The organism is Streptomyces sp. NPDC054961 (genome assembly GCF_053609145.1).
Window position 1 is genome coordinate 134,485 of record NZ_JBSGWY010000006.1, and the last position, 22,181, is coordinate 156,665.

The window sequence follows — 22,181 nt, forward strand, 5'->3', positions numbered from 1 at the left end:
GGGGGGGGGGGTTGGTGGTGGGGGGGGCTGGGGGGGGGGGTTTCCGGGGGCCCGCGGGCCCCCCGCGCCCCCCCCGCCGGCCCCCCCGCCGGGCCGGGGCGGGGGCGGCCCCCCCGACTGCGGCAGTCGCTGTCGCGGAGAGCCTTACAGGCCGAGCTCGACCTCGAACTCGCCGGCCTCGAGGATCGCCTTGACGGCCGAGAGGTACCGGGCCGCGTCCGCGCCGTCCACCAGGCGGTGGTCGTAGGACAGGGTCAGGTACGTCATGTCGCGGATGCCGATGTTCGTGCCCTCGGGGGTCTCGATGACCACCGGGCGCTTGACCGTGGCACCGATGCCCAGGATGGCGACCTGGTTCGGGGGCACGATGACCGTGTCGAACAGCGCACCGCGCGAGCCGGTGTTGCTGATGGTGAAGGTCGCGCCCGACAGCTCGTCCGGCGTGATCTTGTTGCCGCGGACCTTGGAGGCCAGGTCGGCGGTGGCCTTGGAGATGCCCGCCAGGTTGAGGCCGCCGGCACCCTTGATGACCGGGGTCATCAGGCCCTTCTCGGAGTCCACGGCGATGCCGATGTTCTCCGAGTCGAAGTAGGTGATGGTGCCCTCGTCCTCGTTGATCCGGGCGTTGACGACCGCGTGGGCCTTCAGCGCCTGGGCCGCGGCCTTGACGAAGAACGGCATCGGCGAGAGCTTGACGCCCTCGCGGGCCAGGAAGGAGGCCTTGGCCTTCTCGCGCAGCTTCATGATCTTGGTGATGTCCACCTCGACCACGGAGCTGAGCTGAGCCTGCGAGTGCAGGGCCTTCATCATGTTGTCGCCGATGACCTTGCGCATGCGGGTCATCTTGACGGTCTGGCCCCGCAGCTCGGAGACCGCGGCGGCCGGAGCCTTGGCGGCCGGAGCGGCGGCAGCCGGCGCCGGGGCGGCGGCAGCGGCCTTGGCGGCCTCGGCGGCGGCCAGGACGTCCTGCTTGCGGATGCGGCCACCGACACCGGTGCCCGAGACCGCGGACAGGTCGACGCCGGACTCCGAGGCGAGCTTGCGCACCAGCGGGGTCACGTACGCGCCCTCGTCACCGGCGGAAACCGGTGCGGCGGGGGCGGCCGGGGCCACGGGGGCGGCCGGAGCCGGAGCGGCCACGGGGGCGGCGGCGACCGGAGCCGGAGCGGCGACCGGGGCGGCCGGAGCCGGAGCGGCCACCGGAGCCGGAGCCGCGGCCGGAGCGGCCACCGGAGCGGTCACCGGAGCGGCCGGAGCCGGAGCGGCGACCGGAGCCGGGGCAGCGGCGGCCGGGGCGGCCGCGGGGGTCGCGCCGGCCACGCCGATGACGGCCAGACGGGCGCCGACCTCGGCGTTCTCGTCCTCGGCGACCAGGATCTCCAGCAGGACGCCGGCGACCGGGGCGGGGATCTCGGTGTCGACCTTGTCGGTCGAGACCTCGAGCAGCGGCTCGTCGGCCTCGACGGACTCGCCGACCTGCTTCAGCCAGCGGGTGACGGTGCCCTCGGTGACGGACTCGCCCAGGGCGGGGAGCACGACATCGGTGCCGGACGCGGCCGGGGCGGCAGCGGCGGAGGCCGGTTCGGCGACCGGGGCCGGAGCCGCGGCGGCGGGGGCCTCGGCGACCGGAGCCGGAGCGGCGGCGGCGGGGGCCTCGGCGGCCGGAGCGGCAGCCTCGGCCGGTGCGCCCGAACCGTCGTCGATGACGGCCAGCTCGGCGCCGACCTCGACGGTCTCGTCCTCGGCGACCTTGATGGACGCCAGGATGCCGGCCACGGGGGACGGGATCTCGGTGTCGACCTTGTCGGTCGAGACCTCGAGCAGCGGCTCGTCGGCCTCGACGCGCTCGCCCTCGGCCTTCAGCCAGCGGGTGACAGTGCCCTCAGTAACGCTCTCTCCGAGCGCCGGAAGGGTTACGGAAACCGACATGGTTTCAGTTGCTCCTAACGAATGTGCGGAAGTGGTCGTCGCGCCCGTGACGATTAGTCGTGGTTGTGCAGCGGCTTGCCGGCCAGCGCGAGGTGCGCCTCACCGAGGGCCTCGTTCTGCGTCGGGTGCGCGTGGATGAGCTGCGCGACCTCGGCCGGCAGGGCTTCCCAGTTGTAGATCAGCTGGGCTTCGCCGACCTGCTCGCCCATACGGTCGCCCACCATGTGGATACCGACCACGGCGCCATCCTTGACCTGGACGAGCTTGATCTCGCCGGCGGTCTTCAGGATCTTGCTCTTGCCGTTGCCCGCGAGGTTGAACTTCGCGGCGATGACCTTGTCCGCACCGTAGATCTCCTTGGCCTTGGCCTCGGTGATGCCTACGGAAGCGACTTCGGGGTGGCAGTACGTGACGCGCGGGACACCGTCGTAGTCGATCGGGACGGTCTTGAGACCGGCCAGACGCTCTGCGACCAGGATGCCCTCGGCGAAGCCGACGTGCGCGAGCTGGAGGGTCGGGACGAGGTCACCGACGGCCGAGACGGTCGGCACGTTGGTCTGCATGTACTCGTCGACCAGGACGTAGCCGCGGTCCATCGCGACGCCCTGCTCCTCGTAGCCCAGACCCTGCGAGACCGGGCCGCGGCCGATGGCGACCAGCAGCACCTCGGCTTCGAAGGTCTTGCCGTCGGCGAGGGTGACCCGTACGCCGTTCTCCGTGTACTCGGCCTTGTCGAAGAAGGTGCCGAGGTTGAACTTGATGCCGCGCTTGCGGAACGCGCGCTCCAGCAGCTTCGAGCTGTTCTCGTCCTCGACCGGCACGAGGTGCTTGAGGCCCTCGATGACGGTGACCTCGGAGCCGAACGACTTCCACGCCGAGGCGAACTCGACGCCGATGACGCCGCCGCCCAGGATGATCGCGGAGGCGGGCACGCGGTCCAGGACCAGAGCGTGGTCCGAGGAGAGGATGCGGTTGCCGTCGATCTGCAGGCCCGGCAGCGACTTCGGCACGGAGCCGGTCGCCAGCAGGACGTGGCGGCCCTGGACGCGCTCGCCGTTCACGTCGACGGAGGTCGGCGAGGAGAGGCGGCCCTCACCCTCGATGTAGGTCACCTTGCGGGAGGCGACCAGGCCCTGCAGACCCTTGTACAGGCCCGCGACGACTTCGTCCTTGTACTTGTGGACACCCGCGATGTCGATGCCCTCGAAAGAGGTCTTGACACCGAATTGGGCGGCTTCACGAGCCGAGTCGGCGACCTCGCCCGCGTGCAGCAGAGCCTTCGTGGGGATGCAGCCGTTGTGCAGGCAGGTGCCGCCGAGCTTGTTCTTCTCGATCAGGGCAACGTCCAGACCCAGCTGGGATGCGCGCAGCGCCGCGGCGTAACCGCCACTGCCGCCGCCGAGGATCACTAGGTCGAAAACGGTGCTGGCGTCGTTCGCCACGTCACGTCCTCCATGCATGTGCGCCGAGCACCGGTCCTCTGTGACCGGGCGGCGGCTGGTATACGGCCGCTTGTTTCTTCGGCCCTGTGGTGGGGGCCCTGTCCTGCCGAGAACCCATCTTCGCATTTGTCGGCGGAACGCGGGACGCCGGGCCTGCCCTGGGACAGGTGGTTCTGCCCGAACCGGGGGTTACCGCGGCGTAGAAACGTACGGATTTCGTCGAAAGTGAACAGGCCCCGGACCCGATCGGAAAATCTGATCAGGTCCGGGGCCCGTCGTCATCCAGGTTTGCCCGGGTTGCCTAGGGTCTGAGCTGCCTCAGGCTCGAGCCGCCCGGGTCGTCCGGGACGCGAGCGTCAGCCCAGGTCGCCCGTGGCCGTGCGCTCGGCGAGACGCACCAGGGTGCGCACGGCCGAGCCGGTGCCGCCCTTGGGGGTGTAGCCGTACGGGGCGCCCTCGTGGAAGGCGGGGCCCGCGATGTCGAGGTGGGCCCAGGTGATGCCCTCGCCGACGAACTCCTGCAGGAAGAGGCCGGCCACCAGGCCGCCGCCCATCCGGACACCCATGTTGGCGATGTCGGCGGTCGGGGAGTCCATGGACTTGCGCAGGTCCGCGGGGAGCGGCATCGGCCAGGAGGCCTCGCCGACCTCCTCGGCGATCTCGTGGATCGAGGTGCGGAAGGCGTCGTCGTTGGCCATGACGCCGAAGGTGCGGTCGCCCAGGGCCAGCACCATGGCGCCGGTCAGGGTCGCGACGTCGACGATCGCGTCCGGGTTGTCCTCGGAGGCCTTGGTCAGCGCGTCACCGAGGACCAGGCGGCCCTCGGCGTCCGTGTTGAGGACCTCGACGGTCTTGCCGCTGTACATGCGCAGCACGTCACCGGGCTTGGTGGCGGAACCGGACGGCATGTTCTCGGCGAGCGCGAGCCAGCCGGTGACGTTGACCTGGAGGCCGAGCTTGGCGGCCGCGACCACGGAGGCGAAGACGGCGGCGGCGCCGGCCATGTCGCACTTCATCGTCTCGTTGTGGCCGGCCGGCTTCAGGGAGATGCCGCCGGAGTCGTAGGTGATGCCCTTGCCGACGTAGGCGAGGGTCTTCTCCGCCTTGGGGTGGGTGTAGGAGAGCTTCACCAGGCGCGGCGGGTTCTCGGAGCCCTTGCCGACGCCCATGATGCCGCCGTAGCCGCCCTTGACGAGAGCCTTCTCGTCCAGGACCTGGACCTTGATGCCGTTCTCCTTGGCGGTCGCGGAGGCGACCGCGGCGAAGGCCTCGGGGGTCAGGTCGTTCGGCGGGGTGTTCACCAGGTCGCGGGCGATGTTGACCTCGGTCGCGATGACCGTGGCGCGCTCGGCGGCGGCCTTGTGCTCCTTGTCGCGCGGCTTGGCGCCGAGCAGGGTCACCTCGGCCAGCGGCTGCTTCGGGCCGCTGTTCTTGTCGCCGTTGCCGGCCTTCTTCTCGCCGCCCTGGTAGGCGGTGAAGGCGTACGCGCCCAGCAGCGCGCCCTCGGCCACGGCCGTGACGGCGGAGGCGTCGTCAAGGGGAAGGGCGAAGCCGGCCTTCTTGCTGCCGTGCAGCGCGCGGGCGGCCGCACCGGCGGAGCGGCGCAGCACCTCTTCGTCGTACGACTCGTCCGTCTCCGGTACGGAGCCCAGTCCGACGGCCAGCACGACCGGGGCCTTGAGGCCGTCCGGGGCCGGCAGCTTGGTGATCTCGCCTTCGGCGCCCGAGGCACCGAGGGCTTCGAGCACGGCGGCGAGCTTACCGTCGTACGCCTTGTCCACGGCCTCGGCGCCCGGGGCCACGACGGGACCCTTGGGGCCCTTGGCAACGCCGACGACGAGGACGTCGGCGCGCAGCGTCGCCGGTCCGGCAGTGCTGAGAGTCAGAGCAGTCACGGTGGTGAAGTCTCGCTTCCGTTTTGGAGGTGTGGGCCGAGTGGGTGGACGGCCATCCGTGGCGATCGTATGAGGGCTCGAAGTCCGCCGGAAATGAGCCTACGCGTACGCACTCGTCCGTACGTCACTCGAAGGTTTGGCAAGTTGTTCGATCAAGCGGTCATCAGGTTCACCCATCTGTGGCCTCTGTTCCAGGTTTGCCCCTTAGACCTGACGAGGTCCGAGAGACTCGATCCACTCTCGCAAGGGGACGCGGGGTTCCTTTGCATGATTTCCACAGAGCCTCCCCGGCCCGGCCTCACGCCACGGGCCGAAGTCGAGGACGCCTGCGGGGGGAAAGGCCGAAATGGTCAAGAAGAATCGGATGAACAGGCTCGCCGCCGTATGCTTCGCGGCTGCCATAGCATCCGTCGCGGTACCCGGAGCGGCCGCCCAGGCGGCAGTGACTCCGCGCATCGACCTCAGGGTGCTCGTCGTCGACGACGGCGGCAGCTCGGTCGAGGCGATCACGGCGGAACTCCGCGACACCGGAGTCCCGTACACCCGCGTGGACCTGGGCAGCGGAAGCCGCCCGGTGGTCAACGCGGCCTTCCTCGCCGACACGGTCGACGGGCGGCCGCGCGCCAAGTTCCAGGGCGTGGTGCTGCCCAACGAGAACCCGTTCGGCGCGGGCTCGGCCGAGATGGCCGCGCTCACCGCGTACGAGACGACGTACGGGATCCGGCAGGTAGACGCCTACACCTGGGCGCACCCGGGGGTCGGCCTGGAGTACACCGACAACGGCGGCTACAGCGGCACCCTCGACGGCACCCAGGCCGCCGTCACCGCCGCGGGCCGGACGGGCCCCTTCGGTTACCTCGGGGGGCAGGTCGCGTTCGAGGACAATTCGCCGCTGATCCCCGAGAGCTACGGGTTCATGGCCAAGCCGAGGACCGGCTACACCAGCTACCTCGACGCCCCGGTCGGCTCCGGACGGGCCTCGCTCGTCGGCGAGTACACGCACGACGGGCGCAGCGAACTGGTCGTCACCTTCGGCTACAACCAGTACCAGCAGCAGTTCCGGCTGCTGGCGCGCGGCATCGTCGAATGGGTCACCCAGGGCGTCCACCTCGGTCAGGAACGCAACTACTTCGCGGTCCACGTGGACGACGTCTTCGCCCCGGACGCCCGCTGGAGCAAGGAGCTCAACTGCACACCGGGCGACTACGCCTGCGCGGGCGGGGAGGGCCAGGAGTCCACCATCCGCATGACGGCCGCGGACGCCCAGTACCTGGCGCAGTGGCAGACGTCGAAGAACTTCAAGCTCGACCTGCTCTTCAACGCGGGCGCGGGGGAGGAGTGGAAGGCGGAGCACGGCAACACCGACGCCCTCACGGCCCAGCTGATCGCCGACAGGGCGAAGTACCGGTGGATGAACCACACCTACACCCACCCCTTCCTCGGCTGCCTCCAGGACACCACCACCAGCCCCTGGACCTGCACGAAGAACGCCCAGGGCGCCGTCAACTGGATGAGCCGCGCCGAGATCTCGGCGCAGATCCGGGACAACAACAACTGGGCCGCCTCCAAGGGCATCACCACCGACCGCTCCGAGCTGGTCACCGGTGAGCACTCCGGCCTCAAGACCCTTCCGCAGCAGGGCCAGGACAACCCCAACCTGGCCGGCGCGCTCGCCGACAACGGCGTGAAGTGGGCGGGCAGCGACAACTCCCGCGAGCCCGCGCAGCGCTCGGTCGGCGCCGCGCTGACCGTCCCCCGGTACCCGATGAACGTGTACTACAACACGGGCACCAACTCCGAGATGGCCGACGAGTACAACTGGATCTACACCAGCCGTGCCGCCGGCGGCAGCGGCGTCTGCGAGGACAACCCCGGGACCTCCACCTGCCTGCCCGCCCCGCTGGACGCCGGCACCGGCTTCCTGAACTACATCGTCCCGGCCGAGGCCAGGACCGCCATGCGGCACGTCCTGAACAACGACCCGCGCCCGCACTACGTCCACCAGAGCAACCTCGCCGAGGACCGCACCCTCTACCCGGTGCTCAACTCGGTCCTCGACTCCTACCGCACGCTCTACGCGCCCAGCGCGCCGATCGTGAACCAGAGCATGAAGGACACCGGCGTCGAGCTCCAGCGCCGCACGGCCTGGAACGCCGCGATCGCCGCGAACCAGGTCACCGCCTACCGCATCGGGAAGGACGTCACCGTCAAGACGCCCTCCGGAGTGGTGGCCCCGCTCACCGCGCCCACCGGCACCAAGAAGCAGCTGCTGCTCGGCACCGCCGACTTCGGCACCGCCTACGCCGGCTCCCGCTCCACCTGGACGGCCCCCGAGCTGCTCCAGAGCGCCGTCACGCTGCACATGCCCTGACGTCGTACACGCCCCGACGGCGCACCTGTCCTGACGGCGTACGCGCGCTGACGGCGGACACGCAGGACGGTGGACACGCATCGACGCTCCACCGTCCCCGTCTCCTTCCCCGTCCGCCCGGGGCGGCCAAGCCAGCCACACGTACCACCTAGCGCCGGCGCTCCGCGAACCACGGGCGCCGGCCCCTTTCACGTCCTTGGGGGGACACACCGCATGAGCCATGGGCGCCATGTCACCATGCTCACCGAAGGCACCTACCCGCACGTCCACGGGGGCGTCAGCACCTGGTGCGACCAACTGGTACGCGGCATGCCGGAGGTCGACTTCAACGTCATAGCCCTGACCGGCTCGGGACGCGAGCCGGTCACCTGGGAACTTCCGCGCAACGTCTACCGCCACACCTCCGTACCGCTCTGGGGGCCCGCACCGGCCCGCACCCTGCGTTCCGGCCTGCGGGGCAAGGCACAGCGCCGCTTCGCCGAGACCTACGAGACCTTCCTGCTCTCCCTGCTCGACCCGTCCCCCGACCCGGCGAGCGGGTTCTCCGAGGCCCTGCGCGAACTGGCCCTGCTGGCCCGCGCCGGGAAGCTCGCCCCGGCCCTGCGCTCCGAGTCGGTCCTGCGCCTGCTGATGACCGTCTGGACCCGCCCCGGCCTGCCGACCGCCGAAGCCGGGCCCACCATCCACGACGCGCTCACCGCCACCGAACTGCTGGAACACGCGCTGCGCCCGCTGTCCGTGCGGATCCCGCCCGACAGCGTCGCGCACTCCGTCAGCAGCGGTCTCGCGACCCTCCCGGCCCTCGCCGCGAAATACCTCGACGAGGTGCCGTTCCTCCTCACCGAGCACGGCATCTACCTGCGCGAGCGCTACCTCGGCTACCGCAGCGGCGCCGAACAGCGCTGGCCCGTCAAGGCCCTCATGCTCGGCTTCTACCGCGAGCTCAACACCGAGGGCTACCGGCAGGCCGACCTGATCACCCCGTGCAACCAGTACAACCGCCGCTGGGAGGAGCGCGGCGGCGCCGCATCCGAACGGATCCGCACCGTCTACAACGGCGTCGACACCCACGCCTTCCCCGAGGCCGGCCCCGAACCGGACGTGCCCACCCTCAGCTGGTGCGGCCGCATCGACCCGATCAAGGACCTGGAAACCCTCATCCGGGCCTACGCGTTCATGCGCGAGGAACTGCCCGCCCTGCGGCTGCGCCTCTTCGGCCCGGTCCCGCAGGGCTGCGAGGACTACCAGCTCACGCTCGAGAAGCTCGCCGCCGAACTGGGGGTCGGCGACGGGATCACCTACGAGGGCCGCATCGACGACGTCGCCCGGGCCTACGCGGCCGGCTCCGTCGTCATGCTCTCCTCCATCAGCGAGGGCTTCCCCTTCTCCATCATCGAAGCCATGTCCTGCGGCCGCACCACCGTCTCCACCGATGTCGGCGGGGTCCGCGAGGCCGTCGGCGACACCGGCCTCGTCGTCCCGCCGCGCGAACCCGAGACCATGGCCCGCGCCACCCTCGCCCTGCTCCGCGACGACGAACGCCGCGCCGAGCTGGGCCGGATGTCCCGCAAGCGGGTGGTGGAGAAGTTCACCCTCCACCAGTCCGTGGACGGCTTCCGGCACATCTACCGCGAACTCGCGGGCCAGCCCGTCCTGCCCGTCCACGTGGGCGACGAGTGGACCCAGCGCCTCGCCGACCCCTGGTACAAGGAACTGGCCGCCGACGGGAGCCTGTGGTGAGCGGATCCCTCTGGCTGAAGGCCCCCGGCGGGGACACCCTGCCCGCCCTCCCGCGGCCCCGCCGGGACGGCGCCCCGGCCGCCGACCCGATGGACGAACTCGCCCGGCGCCTGGACGCGTTCATCGCCGCGGCCGTCCACCCCGACGAGATCGCCGCCATCCTCGAATCCGACGGGATGACCGACGAGCACATCCGGCTCACCTACGGCCGCGACGACTCCTTCGGCCTCGCCGAGGAGCTCTACGCCCGTGTCCCGCGTGCCTTCCCGGAACCCGACCGCGTCCCCGACCCGTGGAAGGTCTCCCTCAGCGCCTGCCTCCTGCGCGGGCTGATCTTCGCCCTGCCCGGCCTCGCCTATCTGCTCGGCGCCCCCCTCCTGGAGGGCCCCAAGGACCGGCTGGGACTGCCCGCGGGGACGCTGACCCTGCTCGCCGGGGCGCTCATCGGCTGGGTCTGGGACCAGACCCTGTCCCACCGCGCCTACTCCTGGCTCGGCCTCGGCGACCGGGCCGCCGCCGGGCGGACCCTGCTGCTCGGAGCCCCCGCCGGGGCCCTGCTGGGGACCGCCGCCGCGCTGTCGGTCCCCGGCGGGCCGCCGTTCTCGTACGCCTTCGCCGCCGGTCAGGCCCTGTACGTCGGGGCCGCCACCGTCCTGCTCGTCCTCGGGCGCGAGCGGGTCCTGCTCGCCGCGCTCGCACCGATGACCGCCGGGGCGGTGCTCACCTTCTGGGTGGAACCGCCCGTCCCGGTACGGGTCCTCCTGCTGGCGCTCTCCCTCCTGGCCGCCTGCGCACTGGCCGTCCGGGAACTGCCCGTGGCCGACGGGGTACGCGCCCTCGTGCTCCGGATCAGGGGCTGGCGCGAGCACCGGCCGGGCGAACGGGGCCCGGTCCGCTGGCAGATGCTGCGCGGCGCCGAGGAGGAGTACGCGACGCGCGGCCCCCGGCTCGGGGACTCCGTCCCCTACGGGGTCTTCGGCCTGGGCACCGGCCTCCTCGTGCTCTACGCGGCCCTGGGCGAGGTCCTCGCCGGAGGTCCCGCCGAAGCGGTCGCGGCCCCCTCCGCGGTGGCCCTCACCCTCAGCATGGGCCCCGCCGAATGGCTGCTCCACCGGTTCCGCAGCGGCAGCCTCGCCGGACTGCGCGCGGCCCGCTCACCACGGCAGTTCTGGCTCCGGATGTGCACCACCCTGGCCCGCTGCCTGGCCGCCTACCTCGCGGTGCTGCTGTCCCTCGGCCTCACCGGAACCCTGCTCTGGCCCGGCGCCCCCGGCCTCACCGCCCTCCGTGTCGCCACCCTGCTCCTGCTCGGCACCGTGATGTGGACCGGGCTGCTCATGCAGTCCTTCGGGGCGGTGCGGCCCGCCGCGGTGGTCTGCGCCTCGGCCGCCGTCGCGCAGAGCCTGGCGCTGCTCCTGGGGGTGGGGCAGCCGCGCACCGTGCAACTGGCCGTCGCGGGGGCCGCGGCCCTCGTGCTGGCCGTGCTCGTCTGCCTGTTCCTCGGCCGCGCGACGGCCCACCGCTGACCACGCGTGCACGCGCGTCCGTACGAGAAGAAGGACCCCATGCTGCTGGTGCCCCTCTACGAGCACCCCGCCGACCGGCCCGACGACTGGGAGCTGCTCATCCGCTCCGCGGGCCGGCTGCACTCGGTGGTGCTCAACCCCGACAGCGGGCCGGGCCAGGCCCCCGACGAACGGTTCGCCCTCGTCGCCGACCGACTGCGCGAGGCCGGGGTGCCCGTCCTGGGGTACGCCGACACCGACTACGGGCGCCGCCCGCACTCCGCCGTCGTCCAGGACCTGCTGCGCCACCGCGACTGGTACGCCACCGACGGGGTCTTCCTCGACCAGGCGGCCGCCGATCCGGAGTTCCTGCCGCACTACCGCCGGCTCGCCGTCGCCTCCCGGGCCGCCGGGGCCCGCACCGTCGTCCTCAACCACGGAGTGCACCCGCACCCCGGCTATGCCGAACTCGCCGACCTGCTCGTCACCTTCGAGGGGCCGTGGGACGTGTACCGGGACGCGGCCGCCGTACCGCCGTGGACCGCCGACCACCCCGCCCGGCTGTTCTGCCACCTCGTGTACGCCGTCCCGCCGGGCCCCCAGGCCGCCGAACTCGCCGAGCAGCTGGCCACCCAGCGCGGAGCCGGGGTGCACTGCGCGGTCCCCGGGACCGGCGCGCACCCGTGGGGGACCCTGCCGTACGCCCTGGAGGCCGCCGGATGAAGAGCCGTACCCCGAGGCGCCGCCTGCTGCTCCTCGTACCGCTCCTGCTGCTCGCGGCCTGCACCTCCGTCCCGGGCGAGGACGACGACGGGCAGCCGGAGGCCCTCTCGCCGGCCCCCGCGCCGGGAGAGCTGTGGCGGCCCGCTCCCGGGGTCGGCTGGCAGTGGCAGCTGACCGGGAAGCTCGACACCTCGGTGAAGGCGGCCGTCTTCGACGTCGACGGTTTCACCACCACCAAGGAGCAGGTCGCCGAGCTGAAGCGGGCCGGCCGGCGGACCATCTGCTACCTCTCCACCGGAGCCTGGGAGGACTTCCGGCCGGACGCCAACGCCTTCCCGCCGGAGCTGCGGGGGAAGGGCAACGGCTGGGAGGGCGAGCGCTGGCTGGACATCCGTCGGCTCGCGGAGCTGGAGCCGCTGATCGCCAAGCGGTTCGACATGTGCCGGGACAAGGGCTTCGACGCGGTGGAGCCCGACAACATGGACGGCTACCAGAACGAGTCCGGCTTCCCGCTCACCGCCGGCGACCAGCTGAAGTACAACCGGCTGATCGCGAAGCTGGCGCACGACCGGGGCCTGTCGGTGGGGCTGAAGAACGACCTGGACCAGGTCCCGGAACTGGTGGGGGAGTTCGACTTCGCGGTCAACGAGCAGTGCATGCAGTACGACGAATGCGAGCGGGTCGCCCCCTTCGTGAAAGCGGGCAAGGCCGTCTTCCACGTGGAGTACGAGACCCCGATCGGGAAGTGGTGCCCGCGGGCGCGGGAGGCGAAGCTCAGCTCGCTGCAGAAGAAGTACGAGCTCGGCGTCTGGCGCCAGGTGTGCCGCTAGCGGGGGGCGACGGCCGGCCGTCGCCGGCCCGGCCGTCAGCTCACCGGGAGGATCGCGTGGACCCGGTAGCCGCCCCCGAAGCGGGGCCCGGCGAAGCAGGAGCCGTTCAGGGCGACGGCGCGTTCGCGCATGCCGAGCAGGCCGTGGCCGCCGCCCGGATCCGGCGCGCCGCCCGCCACGGCCCCGCCGTCGTCCAGCACGGTCACCTCGACGGAGCCGCCCACCCGGACCACGCTGACCTCGGCGTTGGCCCCCGAGCCCGCGTGCTTGCGCACGTTGGTCAGCGCCTCCTGGATCACCCGGTACGCGGCCAGGTCCACGGCCGCGGGCAGCGGGTCGCGGTCCCGGCCCAGCTCCAGCATGACCTTCACCGGGAGCCCGGCGTTGCGGAAGGTGCCCACGAGGTCGTCCAGGACCGCCAGACCCGGCGCCGGTTCGGTCGGCGCCTCGGGATCGCCGGACTGGCGCAGCAGGCCCACCGTCGCCCGCAGCTCGTTCAGCGCGGAACGGCTCGCGTCACGGACGTGGGCCAGGGCCTCCTTCGCCTGGTCCGGGCGCTTGTCCATGACGTGCGCGGCCACCCCCGCCTGCACGTTGACCAGGGCGATGTGATGGGCCACCACGTCGTGCAGGTCCCGGGCGATCCGCAGCCGCTCCTCGGCCACCCGCCGCCGCGCCTCCTCCTCCCGGGTCCGCTCCGCGCGCTCGGCCCGCTCCTGGATGGCGTCGATGAAGGCCCGCCGGCTGCGCACCGCGTCCCCGGCGGCCGCGGCCATCCCGGTCCAGGCGAAGATCCCGATGTTCTCCTGCGCGTACCAGGGCAGCGGACCGGCCAGCATGGCCACGCCCGTCAGCCCGGCCATGGTGAGGAGGCCGAGCCGCCAGGTGGTGGGCCGGTCGGTGCGGGAGGCCACCGTGTACAGGGCGATCACCGTGCACATGGCGACGGGCGCCCGGGGCTCGCCGGTGGTCAGCTCCAGCAGCGAGAGCCCGATGGTCACGGCCAGCACGACGCGCGGCCGCCGGCGCCGCTGCACCAGGGCGGCCGCGCCGAACACCATCAGGACGAGCGAGAACGTCTCGGGGGTGCGGGTCCCGAAGGTCGGACCGTGCACCCCGTGCGGGTTGGCGAAGGACCCTACGACCATGGCGACGAGTGCCCCGAACGCCACTACGGCGTCGGTGGCCAGCGGATGGTCCCGCATCCACTGCCGGGTCGGGGCGAACGGCCCGAGGTGTGTCGTCACCCCGATACCGTACGACCCCGCGCGGACTCTCAGCCCCGGGGTGGCCCCGTCACCGGTGGCGCAGGGGGTGGTGGGGAGGACGGCGACGCCGGTGGCGGGGGTGGTGAGGCCGGCGGCGGGGGCGGCGGCGGCACGCCCAGGGGGGTGCGGGAGCGCTCCGGCCCCCACTTCGCGCGGACGAGGCAGATCGCCATCACCGAGGCGATGGCCGCCAGGTGCTCCTTGCCCGCCAGGTTGTCCTTGAACAGGAGCTCGCCGATCATCACCACGATGACCACGGAGCCGGTCAGGTACGCGCGGTAGCGCCAGCAGACGTACACGGCGAGCCCCACCACCGCCGCCGAGGGCCCGGTGTCGTTGACGATCCGGTCCGACACCGGCAGGCCGAAGGGGTGCTCCCCGCCGAGCGAGAGCCCGATCCGCGCGTACGTGGTCCCGGCCAGGGTGGCGACGTAGCCGATGGCCAGCGTGCGCCACCAGCCGATGCAGATCTCCGAGATCCCGAAGACGAGCAGGATCTGCGCCAGGGCCCCCCACACCGGCAGGTCCAGCGCGGGCACGAACAAGGACAGCGGGGTGCGCAGCAGCGCCAGCCAGAGCGGGTCGACGGCCTTCACCGACCCGAGGTTCTGGACCGGCTGGAAGCCCCATGAGGTGTTCTGCACGATCTGGAAGGCCGCGGTCAGGCAGACCGCGCCGATGGTCATCGGGATCGCCCGCCAGCCGTCGCGGACGAGCGCGTCCCGGATCGTCCGGTACAGGGGCCCCCACTCGCGGCGGGCGAACCGCCGCAGTGAGGCAGTCGTCAACGCTTGCTCTCCAGATGTCTGCGGTGCATCCACTTCGGCAGCCCGGGTGCTTCCAGGAAGCCCTCGGCCCGGCCCGCCGCGATACCGATCCGCAGCAGGTCCGAGCTCTTCTCGAAGAGCATGAACCGCGGTTCCCAGATCGGCCGGTATTTGGCGTTGGCCCGGTAGAGGGACTCGATCTGCCACCAGCGCGAGAAGAAGCTCAGCAGCGAGCGCCACATCCGCAGCACCGGACCGGCGCCGAGCTTCGACCCACGCTCGAAGACGGACCTGAACATCGCGAAGTTCAGCGAGACCTGTGTGACCCCGATCTCCTTTGAGCGCTCCAGGAGTTCGATGACCATGAACTCCATCAGACCGTTCTCGGAATCGCGGTCACGGCGCATCAGGTCCAGCGACAGGCCCTTGGGCCCCCACGGCACGAAGGACAGGACGGCCCGCAGCGCGCCGTCGCCGTCGAAGCACTCCAGCATCACGCACTGGCCGTCGGCGGGATCGCCCAGCCGGCCCAGTGCCATGGAGAAGCCGCGCTCGGTCGCGCCGTCGCGCCAGTCGTCGGCGCGCAGCAGGAGCACGTCCATCTCGTCGGAGGGGATGTCGGCGTGCCGGCGGATGCGGACCGTGTACCCGGCCCGCTTGACGCGGTTGTACGCCTGCCGGACGGTCCGCATGGCGCGGCCGTCCAGGGTGAACTCGTCGGTTTCGACGATGGCCTCGTCGCCGAGTTCCAGCGCGTCCAGCCCGTGGCGGGCGTAGATCTGCCCGGCTTCCTCGCTCGCGCCCATCACCGCCGGCACCCAGCCGTGCTCGCGGGCCTCGGCCAGCCACGGGTCGATGGCCCCCGGCCAGGCCTCGGGGTCGCCGATGGGATCGCCGGAGGCCAGCGAGACCCCGCCGACGACGCGGTAGGTGACGGCGGCCTTGCCGGTGGGGGACCAGATCACGGACTTCTCGCGGCGCAGCGCGAAGTAGCCGAGGGAGTCGCGGTCGCCGTGCTTGGCGAGCAGGACGCGCAGCTTCTCCTCGTCGTCCTCGCCGATCGGGTCGACGGCGCGGCGCGAGCGGAAGGCCGCGAACAGGACGGCGAGCAGCAGCAGCGTCGACATGACGTTGATGGCCACGTCGACCCAGCCGGGGGTGCTGATCGAGTTGTAGGTCCGGTCGTCCGGGGCCAGGGTGACCAGCCGCATGACGCCGTAGCGCCAGCGGGAGAGGAACGTGGCGTCGGCGGCGTCCGTGTCGGTGTTGGTCGCGCCGACCAGCAGGGCGGCGACGAGCGAGGTCACCAGCAGGCCGACGGAGGCGACGAGGCTGGCCAGCAGCGGGTTGGAGCGGTCGCCCTTGGCGTAGAACTCCCGGCGCCCCAGCAGCAGCGCGCCGACGAAGAGCGCGGTGAGCGAGAACGCCACCCAGTTCTGGGCGTGGCCGCGGAACTCCGGGTAGCAGAACTCGTACCCGCTGCCCGAGCACGGGGTGAAGGACGCGACGGCGGCCATGAGGAACGCCAGCAACAGCAGCCCGCTCAGCACCAGGTTGAGGATCCACGCGGCCCGTTTGCGGCGGCCCATGGTCGCGGTGAGCAGCAGCGAGAAGGCCGCGGAGGCGAAGCCCGCCGTGAGCAGGTACGGGGTGTAGAAATCGGCGGTGCTGTGCCGGCGCAGGTCCTGCCCGAGCGAGAACGACACCGCGCTGAGGAAATTGACGAAGGTGACGACGCGCAGGTACCACACCACGAACGCGGCGCTGCGCCGCGAACGGGCGCTTCCCCTGCCGCCCTCCGCGCCGTTCCCCTTGCCGCCGTCCTGGCCGGTCTCCCGGCCGCCCCCCGGTTTGCCGTTGCCGTTCGGATCCCCACCGGTACCTCGGTCGGTCTTCCGCTCGGTCGATGCGCTGGTCAAACGGACCTCTCCCATAAAAAGCGATGATATGGGGCGCTGCGGTCCGTGCTCAGCGGTCCTGGGACCGCGGCAGCCTGGTCAGGACCGCGGGCCCCGGTGCTCACTCCTTCGGCCCGACCGCCCGCTCCGGGAGCTCCGCCGCGAGTGCGGCGGCCGCCTGGACGAGGGGAAGGGCCAGCAATGCCCCGGTTCCTTCTCCCACAGTGACGCCGTGGTCGAGCACCGGGTTGAGTGCCATCCGGTCCAGTGCCTTGGCCTGGCCCGGTTCGCCGCTGGTCTGTCCGGCCAGCCACCAGTCCGGGGCGCGGAAGGCGGCCCGCTGGGCCACCAGACCGCAGGCCGCCGAGACGACCCCGTCGAGGATGACCGGGGTCCGGCGTACCGCGCACTGGAGCAGGAAACCGGTCATCGCGGCGACGTCGGCGCCGCCGACGGCCGCCAGCAGCGCGACCTGATCCCCGAGGACGGGCCGGGCGCGTCGCAGCGCGTCGCGGATCGCCGCGCACTTGCGCATCCAGGTCAGGTCGTCGATGGGGACGCCGCCGCGGCCGGTCACCACGGAGGCGTCGGTGCCGCACAGGGCGGCCACGAGCGTCGCGGCGACGGTGGTCCCGCCCACGCTCAGGTCCCCGAGCACGATCAGGTCGGTGCCGGAGTCGGCCTCCTCGTCGGCGATCCGGATGCCGAGCCGCAGCGCGGCCTCGGCCTCCTCGGCCGTGAGCGCGTCCTCCACGTCGATCCGCCCGCTGCCACGCCGGACGCGGTGCTGGGTGATCTCCTGCGGCAGCAGGTCGGGAGCGCAGTCCAGGCCCGCGTCGACGACGCGTACGGAGGCGCCGAGCCGCCCGGCGAGGACGGACACCGGGCTCGCCCCGTCGAGTACGGCCCGCACCAGCTCGTGGGCGGTGCCGGCGGCCCGTACGGACACGCCCTCGGCGGCGATCCCGTGGTCGGCGGCGAACAGGACGACGCGCGGCCGCCCGATCGGCTTGACCGGGACCTGCCCCTGGGCGGCGGCGAGCCATTCGGCGAGCTCGTCGAGCCGGCCCAGCGCGCCGACCGGCACGGCCAGCCGTTCACGGCGTTCCTCGGCATCACGCCGCACGCCCCCGTCGGGGCGCTCGATCAGATCGGAGAAGTCGTCGAGATTCAGCGTGGTCATCTGCCAGAGCGTACAGCGGAGACCTTGCACGCCAGGCCCCGCAGGGTGCACTCCCGGCGGTGGCCGGGGGAGCCCCCGGCGCCGGTCCGCGGCGCGGGCCGTACGACGGTCCCCGGGCGCTACTGCTTGAGGACGGCGACCTGGCCCGCCACCACCAGGAGCACCTGCTCGCACTCGCCCGCGATCCCCGCGTTCAGCCGCCCCAGTTCGTCGCGGAACCGCCGTCCCGAAGCCGTCGCCGGGACCACCCCGGAGCCGACCTCGTTGCTGACCAGCACCACCGGGCGTCGGGTCGCGCGGACCGCCGCCACCAGTGCGGCGACCCGCTCGGCCAGTTCCTCGCGCCCGCCGCCCGCCCAGCGGGCGTCGTCCCAGGCGCCCGCCCGGTCCATCGCGTCCGTCAGCCACAGCGCCAGACAGTCGATCAGCAGCGGCGGGCCCTCCTGCGCCAGCAGCGGAGCGAGCTCGCAGGTCTCCAGCGTCCGCCAGGACGACGGCCGCCGCTCCCGGTGCAGCCCGACCCGCGCCGCCCACTCCGCGTCACCCTCCCGCGTACCGCCCGTCGCGACGTAGACGATCTCCGGGGAGGCCGCCAGCCTGCGCTCCGCCTCGTGGGACTTCCCCGACCGGGCCCCGCCCAGGACCAGCGTGCGGCGCGGCACCCGCGGCAGCGCGCGGTACTCGCCCGCCACCACCGTCGTCCCGTCCGGCACCACCCGTGCGCCCGCGGCCGCGCAGCGGCGCTCCAGTTCCGCGCCGGGCGGGGTGTCGTGGTCCAGGTGGACGGCGATCACGTCCGTCGCCGGGCCCACGGCGCCGGCCGCCCGCAGCCGCGCGACCGCCTCCGGCCGGCCGAGCACGTCGGCGAGGACCACGTCGTACGGGCGCGCGGTCGTTCCGTTGATCCCGCCCGGCGCCCCGCCGGGTGGCAGGTACAGCAGCCGGGTGCCGTCGGGGCCCGTCACCTCGTACCCGGTGCCCGGGCCGTCGATCGCCGCCGCCCGCACCCGGTGCCCGGAGATCACCGCGAGCTCCCGGCCGTCCGGCACCCGCCCCGCGGCCGGCAGTCCCGGCGGCAGCTCCACGGCCGGACCGTCGTGCGGGTGGGTCAGCAGGACCTGCCGTACGCCGGCCAGCGAATGTCCCGCGCGGGCCCCCGCGAGCACGGCTCCGGGCGTGAGGTCGAGCAGCAGCGCCCCGTCCACGAGCACGGACGTGGCGGCCCGCGCCCGGGGCCCGACGGAGACGGCGCAGGCGGCGCAGGGACAGCCGGGGCGGGGCAGTCCTTCGGGTGTGCCGGTGCCGAGCAGAGTGAGTTCCACAGGATGATCCTCCCGCGTCGGCGAGAGTGGTGCGCGCCCGGTTACTCTCTGGGCACACTCAAGGCGAGAAGCGTGCGATCAGCGGACGAGCAACGGAGGCGGACATGGCGTGGACGTGGCGGTTCGAGGCGGCGGACGGCAGTGAGGCGAGCCCGTCGGTGGTTCCGGAGGAGTTCACCACGCAGGGGGACGCCGAGTCCTGGGTCGGTGAGTACTGGAAGGACCTGCTGGAGGGCGGCACCGAGCGCGTGAAGCTGTCGGACGACAGCGGCACCGAGCTGTACACGATGAGCCTGCGCGAGGCCGCCGAGCTCTGACGGGCCCTGCGCCCGCGGGGTACGACGGAGCCCGGGTCCGCCGCGCGGACCCGGGCTCCGGTGTGTTCGGGCGGGGGCTCAGCCCCGCACGCCGCACAGGTGCAGCAGCGCGGCGACCCCGCGGTAGGGGTCGGTCCGGCCGGCCCGGTCCTCGGCGGCGAGCAGCCGCTCCAGTTCCTCGTCGGCGGGGAGCTCCTCCCCGGCCTCGGTGCCGTCGGTGAAGACGCGTACGCCGTACCAGGTCTGCAGGGGGGCACCGATCCCGGACAGGGTGGCGGTCAGCGCGGACATCCGGTCCGCGCGCACGTCCAGGCCCAGCCGGTTCGTGTAGTCGGTGGTGTCGAAGGCGCTCAGCGCGGCCGTCCAGTCGCCGCCCAGACCGGGCCGCATGGCGAGCGCGTCCCCGTTGCGCACCAGCAGGGACAGCAGTCCGCCCGGGGCCAGCATGCGGGCGAGCCCGGCGAGCATGGCGTCCGGCTCGGGCACGTACATGAGCACGCCGTGGCAGAGCACGACGTCGAAGCCGCCCGGCAGGAAGTGCGCCCCGGTCTCCCGGCCGTCGCCCTCCATGAGGCGGACGCGGTCGCGGATGCCGGGGGGCTCGGCCGCCAGCGCCTCGCGGGCCACGGCCAGCATGGCGGGGTCCTGCTCCAGCCCGGTCACGACGTGCCCGGCGCGGGCCAGACGCAGCGCCTGGGTGCCCTGGCCCATGCCGACGTCGAGGACGCGCAGCCGCTGCCCCACGGGGAAGCGGTGCGCTATCTGCTCGTCGACCTGCCGGCCGACGAGCTCCTGGCGGACGGCGTTACGGAGCCCGCCGAGGCCCTCGAGCCAGAGCCGGGCTCCGTCCGCGAATCCGCTCAGGGCCGTTCCCCGCGCTTGACCTGCGGCTTGGGCAGGCGCAGCCGGCGCATCTGGAGCGTGCGCATGAGGCCGTACGCGACGGCGCCGCGCTTGGGCTCGTCGGGGAAGCGCAGGTTCAGGGCCTTGCGCAGGCGGAAGAACATGCCGATGGAGTCGACGATGATCAGCGCGATCACACCGAGCCACAGCAGCAGCGCGATGTTCTGGATCGACGGCACCCGGACCATGCTCAGCACCAGGATGATCACGGCCAGCGGCAGGAACATCTCGGCGACGGAGAAGCGGGAGTCCACGAAGTCGCGCACGAAGCGGCGGACGGGGCCCTTGTCGCGGGTGGGCAGGTAACGCTCGTCACCACTGGCGAGGGCCTCGCGCTGCTTGGTCATCTCGACCCGGCGGCGCTCACGGGCTCGCTTGGCATCCTCCTTGCGGTTGCCGGTCGAGGCCACCACGGCCTTGCGCTGCGACTGGGCCACAGCACGCTTCGGCGTAGGGCGGCCCTTCGGGGCCTGCGGGTTACGGGGCTGCGAGAGGTCGGCGCTCACCTTGTCGGTGGCGGCGGCCTTCTCTTCCTTGGAGGAGCGGCTACCAAACACAAAACCCAAGGGTACGTGGTTGTCGGCACGGGCCCCACCCCGGCCGGGAACGATCCGGCAACGGCAGGCGTCTCCCTGAGGGAAGCACCTACTCCTCACGCCTGATACGGCGGCGCGGTAGTCGTCCTGGAGGAGGAGCGCATCCGCACTCGAACAGTGCGGTAATGGATGCAGGGCCCGTACTGTGGGTTCTGTTGGTGACCTGGAGCACAGTCCGTCTAGAAGGGGGCGCGCGAAGCCCATGAGCGGTGTCATGAAGCGTATGGGGATGATCTTCCGCGCGAAGGCGAACAAGGCCCTTGACCGGGCCGAGGACCCGCGCGAGACCCTCGACTACTCGTACCAGAAGCAGCTCGAGCTGCTGCAGAAGGTGCGCCGCGGCGTCGCCGACGTGGCGACCTCCCGCAAGCGCCTGGAACTGCAGCTGAACCAGCTCCAGGGCCAGTCCAGCAAGCTGGAGGACCAGGGCCGCAAGGCGCTGGCCCTCGGCCGCGAGGACCTGGCCCGCGAGGCGCTGTCCCGTCGCGCCTCGCTGCAGCAGCAGGTCAGCGACCTGGAGGTGCAGCACCAGACGCTGCAGGGCGAGGAGGAGAAGCTGACCCTCGCCGCGCAGCGGCTGCAGGCCAAGGTGGACGCCTTCCGCACGAAGAAGGAGACCATCAAGGCCACGTACACGGCGGCCCAGGCGCAGACGCGCATCGCCGAGTCCTTCTCGGGCATCTCCGAGGAGATGAGCGACGTCGGCCTCGCCATCCAGCGGGCCGAGGACAAGACGGCGCAGCTGCAGGCCCGTGCCGGGGCGATCGACGAACTGCTCGCCTCCGGCGCGCTCGACGACCAGAGCGGTCTCGGCTCCAAGGACGACATCCAGGCCGAGCTGGACCGCCTCTCCGGCGGGACGGACGTGGAGCTGGAACTCCAGCGGATGAAGGCCGAGCTGGCGGGCGGACCGTCCGCGCAGCAGCAGGCCATCGAGGGCGGCGCCCCGGGCACCGGTCAGCCGTCGCAGACCCAGCACCGGTTCGACAAGCAGTAGGGCGGGTCCCGTCATGATTGTCCGCATCATGGGGGAAGGCCAGGTGAGGCTGGCGGACAGCCACTTCACCGAGCTCAACACGATGGACGACGAACTGCTCGCGGAGATGGAGTCCGGCGACGAGGCGGCCTTCCGGCGCACGCTGGTGGCGCTGCTCGACACGGTGCGCCGGCTCGGCGATCCGCTGCCGGACGAGGCACTGGAACCGTCGGAGCTGATCCTGCCCGGGCCGGACGCGACCCTGGACGAGGTCAAGGAGCTGCTCGGCGACGGCGGCCTGATCCCGGGCTGACGCGCGGGGACGGCGGGACTCCGGGACCCCGGACTCCGGGACCCCGGCCTCCGGACTCCGGCTGCGGATCCCGGGCCACCGAGGACGACACGAAGGGCCCGCCCCCCCCCGGGGGGGGGCGGGGGGGGGGGGGGGGGGGGGGGGGGCGGGTGGGGGGTTGTGGGACCCAGATGGGGCGCGGGCGCGCGGGCGGGGGCGCCCCC

Annotated in this window: 18 protein-coding genes; 8 read left to right on the forward strand and 10 right to left on the reverse strand. The window is 72.5% G+C overall.

Features of this window, described 5'->3' with window-relative positions; genetic code table 11:
- Window positions 1-144: 144 nt before the first annotated feature.
- From sucB to ACWF9Z_RS08900, 3 genes are all read right to left on the reverse strand, one after another.
- Window positions 145-1,929, reverse strand: a complete 1,785-nt coding sequence (sucB, locus tag ACWF9Z_RS08890; protein WP_453599104.1) for a 2-oxoglutarate dehydrogenase, E2 component, dihydrolipoamide succinyltransferase — start codon at window positions 1,927-1,929, stop codon at window positions 145-147.
- Window positions 1,930-1,982: 53 nt separating this feature from the next.
- Window positions 1,983-3,371 carry a dihydrolipoyl dehydrogenase gene (gene lpdA / locus ACWF9Z_RS08895; RefSeq protein ID WP_453599106.1) on the reverse strand — a complete coding sequence of 463 codons (1,389 nt, stop codon included), beginning with the start codon at window positions 3,369-3,371 and terminating at the stop codon, window positions 1,983-1,985.
- 356 nt (window positions 3,372-3,727) lie between these two features.
- Window positions 3,728-5,266 carry a leucyl aminopeptidase gene (locus ACWF9Z_RS08900; protein ID WP_453599109.1) on the reverse strand — a complete coding sequence of 513 codons (1,539 nt, stop codon included), beginning with the start codon at window positions 5,264-5,266 and terminating at the stop codon, window positions 3,728-3,730.
- A gap of 364 nt (window positions 5,267-5,630) precedes the next feature.
- Here ACWF9Z_RS08900 and ACWF9Z_RS08905 point away from each other — a divergent pair, with 364 nt between their 5' ends.
- The 5 genes from ACWF9Z_RS08905 to ACWF9Z_RS08925 all read left to right on the forward strand — a co-directional run bounded on the left by ACWF9Z_RS08905 (window position 5,631) and on the right by ACWF9Z_RS08925 (window position 12,435).
- Window positions 5,631-7,637, forward strand: a complete 2,007-nt coding sequence (locus ACWF9Z_RS08905) for a hypothetical protein (protein WP_453599111.1) — start codon at window positions 5,631-5,633, stop codon at window positions 7,635-7,637.
- A 213-nt stretch (window positions 7,638-7,850) separates the two neighbouring features.
- Complete coding sequence (pelF, locus tag ACWF9Z_RS08910) at window positions 7,851-9,377, forward strand: GT4 family glycosyltransferase PelF (protein WP_453599114.1); 1,527 nt, start codon at window positions 7,851-7,853, stop codon at window positions 9,375-9,377.
- Entirely contained in the window at window positions 9,374-10,903 is a 1,530-nt protein-coding gene (locus ACWF9Z_RS08915; protein ID WP_453599117.1) for a hypothetical protein, read from the forward strand. Before pelF ends, ACWF9Z_RS08915 begins: the two co-directional genes overlap by 4 nt.
- Before the next feature lie 39 nt (window positions 10,904-10,942).
- Window positions 10,943-11,605, forward strand: coding sequence for a spherulation-specific family 4 protein (locus tag ACWF9Z_RS08920; protein ID WP_453599120.1), 663 nt, complete (start codon window positions 10,943-10,945; stop codon window positions 11,603-11,605).
- On the forward strand, window positions 11,602-12,435 hold the full coding sequence (locus tag ACWF9Z_RS08925) for an endo alpha-1,4 polygalactosaminidase (RefSeq protein ID WP_453599122.1): 834 nt from the start codon (window positions 11,602-11,604) through the stop codon (window positions 12,433-12,435). The genes ACWF9Z_RS08920 and ACWF9Z_RS08925 overlap by 4 nt, the downstream gene beginning before the upstream one ends.
- Window positions 12,436-12,470: 35 nt before the next feature.
- On the opposite strand, the gene ACWF9Z_RS08930 is transcribed toward ACWF9Z_RS08925, so the two are convergent.
- The 5 genes from ACWF9Z_RS08930 to ACWF9Z_RS08950 all read right to left on the reverse strand — a co-directional run bounded on the left by ACWF9Z_RS08930 (window position 12,471) and on the right by ACWF9Z_RS08950 (window position 18,873).
- Window positions 12,471-13,682 carry a sensor histidine kinase gene (locus ACWF9Z_RS08930; RefSeq protein ID WP_453599125.1) on the reverse strand — a complete coding sequence of 404 codons (1,212 nt, stop codon included), beginning with the start codon at window positions 13,680-13,682 and terminating at the stop codon, window positions 12,471-12,473.
- A gap of 29 nt (window positions 13,683-13,711) precedes the next feature.
- Window positions 13,712-14,491, reverse strand: a complete 780-nt coding sequence (locus ACWF9Z_RS08935) for a hypothetical protein (RefSeq protein WP_453599127.1) — start codon at window positions 14,489-14,491, stop codon at window positions 13,712-13,714.
- Complete coding sequence (locus tag ACWF9Z_RS08940) at window positions 14,488-16,404, reverse strand: phosphatidylglycerol lysyltransferase domain-containing protein (RefSeq protein WP_453599130.1); 1,917 nt, start codon at window positions 16,402-16,404, stop codon at window positions 14,488-14,490. The genes ACWF9Z_RS08935 and ACWF9Z_RS08940 overlap by 4 nt, the downstream gene beginning before the upstream one ends.
- Window positions 16,405-16,489: 85 nt before the next feature.
- Window positions 16,490-17,551: a nicotinate-nucleotide--dimethylbenzimidazole phosphoribosyltransferase gene (gene cobT / locus ACWF9Z_RS08945; RefSeq protein ID WP_453599132.1), complete on the reverse strand. Its 1,062-nt coding sequence runs from the start codon at window positions 17,549-17,551 to the stop codon at window positions 16,490-16,492.
- A 119-nt stretch (window positions 17,552-17,670) separates the two neighbouring features.
- Entirely contained in the window at window positions 17,671-18,873 is a 1,203-nt protein-coding gene (locus ACWF9Z_RS08950) for a bifunctional adenosylcobinamide kinase/adenosylcobinamide-phosphate guanylyltransferase (protein ID WP_453599135.1), read from the reverse strand.
- Between the two features lie 104 nt (window positions 18,874-18,977).
- Here ACWF9Z_RS08950 and ACWF9Z_RS08955 point away from each other — a divergent pair, with 104 nt between their 5' ends.
- Window positions 18,978-19,190 (forward strand): hypothetical protein, encoded by a 213-nt coding sequence (locus tag ACWF9Z_RS08955; RefSeq protein WP_356654056.1) that lies wholly within the window; start codon window positions 18,978-18,980, stop codon window positions 19,188-19,190.
- Window positions 19,191-19,268: 78 nt separating this feature from the next.
- On the opposite strand, the gene ACWF9Z_RS08960 is transcribed toward ACWF9Z_RS08955, so the two are convergent.
- The gene (locus tag ACWF9Z_RS08960; RefSeq protein WP_453599328.1) at window positions 19,269-20,054 is read right to left on the reverse strand and encodes a class I SAM-dependent methyltransferase; all 786 of its coding nucleotides are present in this window, start codon (window positions 20,052-20,054) and stop codon (window positions 19,269-19,271) included.
- On the reverse strand, window positions 20,051-20,659 hold the full coding sequence (locus ACWF9Z_RS08965; protein WP_453599137.1) for a DUF3043 domain-containing protein: 609 nt from the start codon (window positions 20,657-20,659) through the stop codon (window positions 20,051-20,053). Before ACWF9Z_RS08965 ends, ACWF9Z_RS08960 begins: the two co-directional genes overlap by 4 nt.
- A 232-nt stretch (window positions 20,660-20,891) precedes the next feature.
- Here ACWF9Z_RS08965 and ACWF9Z_RS08970 point away from each other — a divergent pair, with 232 nt between their 5' ends.
- Together ACWF9Z_RS08970 and pspAA are read left to right on the forward strand one after the other, a co-directional pair.
- On the forward strand, window positions 20,892-21,686 hold the full coding sequence (locus ACWF9Z_RS08970; protein WP_453599140.1) for a PspA/IM30 family protein: 795 nt from the start codon (window positions 20,892-20,894) through the stop codon (window positions 21,684-21,686).
- Between the two features lie 13 nt (window positions 21,687-21,699).
- The gene (gene pspAA, locus ACWF9Z_RS08975) at window positions 21,700-21,978 is read left to right on the forward strand and encodes a PspA-associated protein PspAA (RefSeq protein ID WP_453599142.1); all 279 of its coding nucleotides are present in this window, start codon (window positions 21,700-21,702) and stop codon (window positions 21,976-21,978) included.
- Window positions 21,979-22,181 lie beyond the last annotated feature (203 nt).

Coding starts and splice junctions, on each gene's coding strand:
- ACWF9Z_RS08955 (WP_356654056.1), top strand. CDS start 18,978: ATGGCGTGGACGTGGCGGTTCGAGGCGGCGGACGGCAGTGAGGCGAGC.
- ACWF9Z_RS08905 (WP_453599111.1), top strand. CDS start 5,631: ATGAACAGGCTCGCCGCCGTATGCTTCGCGGCTGCCATAGCATCCGTC.
- ACWF9Z_RS08970 (WP_453599140.1), top strand. CDS start 20,892: ATGAGCGGTGTCATGAAGCGTATGGGGATGATCTTCCGCGCGAAGGCG.
- cobT (WP_453599132.1), bottom strand. CDS start 17,551: ATGACCACGCTGAATCTCGACGACTTCTCCGATCTGATCGAGCGCCCC.
- ACWF9Z_RS08940 (WP_453599130.1), bottom strand. CDS start 16,404: ATGGGAGAGGTCCGTTTGACCAGCGCATCGACCGAGCGGAAGACCGAC.
- pspAA (WP_453599142.1), top strand. CDS start 21,700: ATGATTGTCCGCATCATGGGGGAAGGCCAGGTGAGGCTGGCGGACAGC.
- ACWF9Z_RS08925 (WP_453599122.1), top strand. CDS start 11,602: ATGAAGAGCCGTACCCCGAGGCGCCGCCTGCTGCTCCTCGTACCGCTC.
- ACWF9Z_RS08920 (WP_453599120.1), top strand. CDS start 10,943: ATGCTGCTGGTGCCCCTCTACGAGCACCCCGCCGACCGGCCCGACGAC.
- pelF (WP_453599114.1), top strand. CDS start 7,851: ATGAGCCATGGGCGCCATGTCACCATGCTCACCGAAGGCACCTACCCG.
- sucB (WP_453599104.1), bottom strand. CDS start 1,929: ATGTCGGTTTCCGTAACCCTTCCGGCGCTCGGAGAGAGCGTTACTGAG.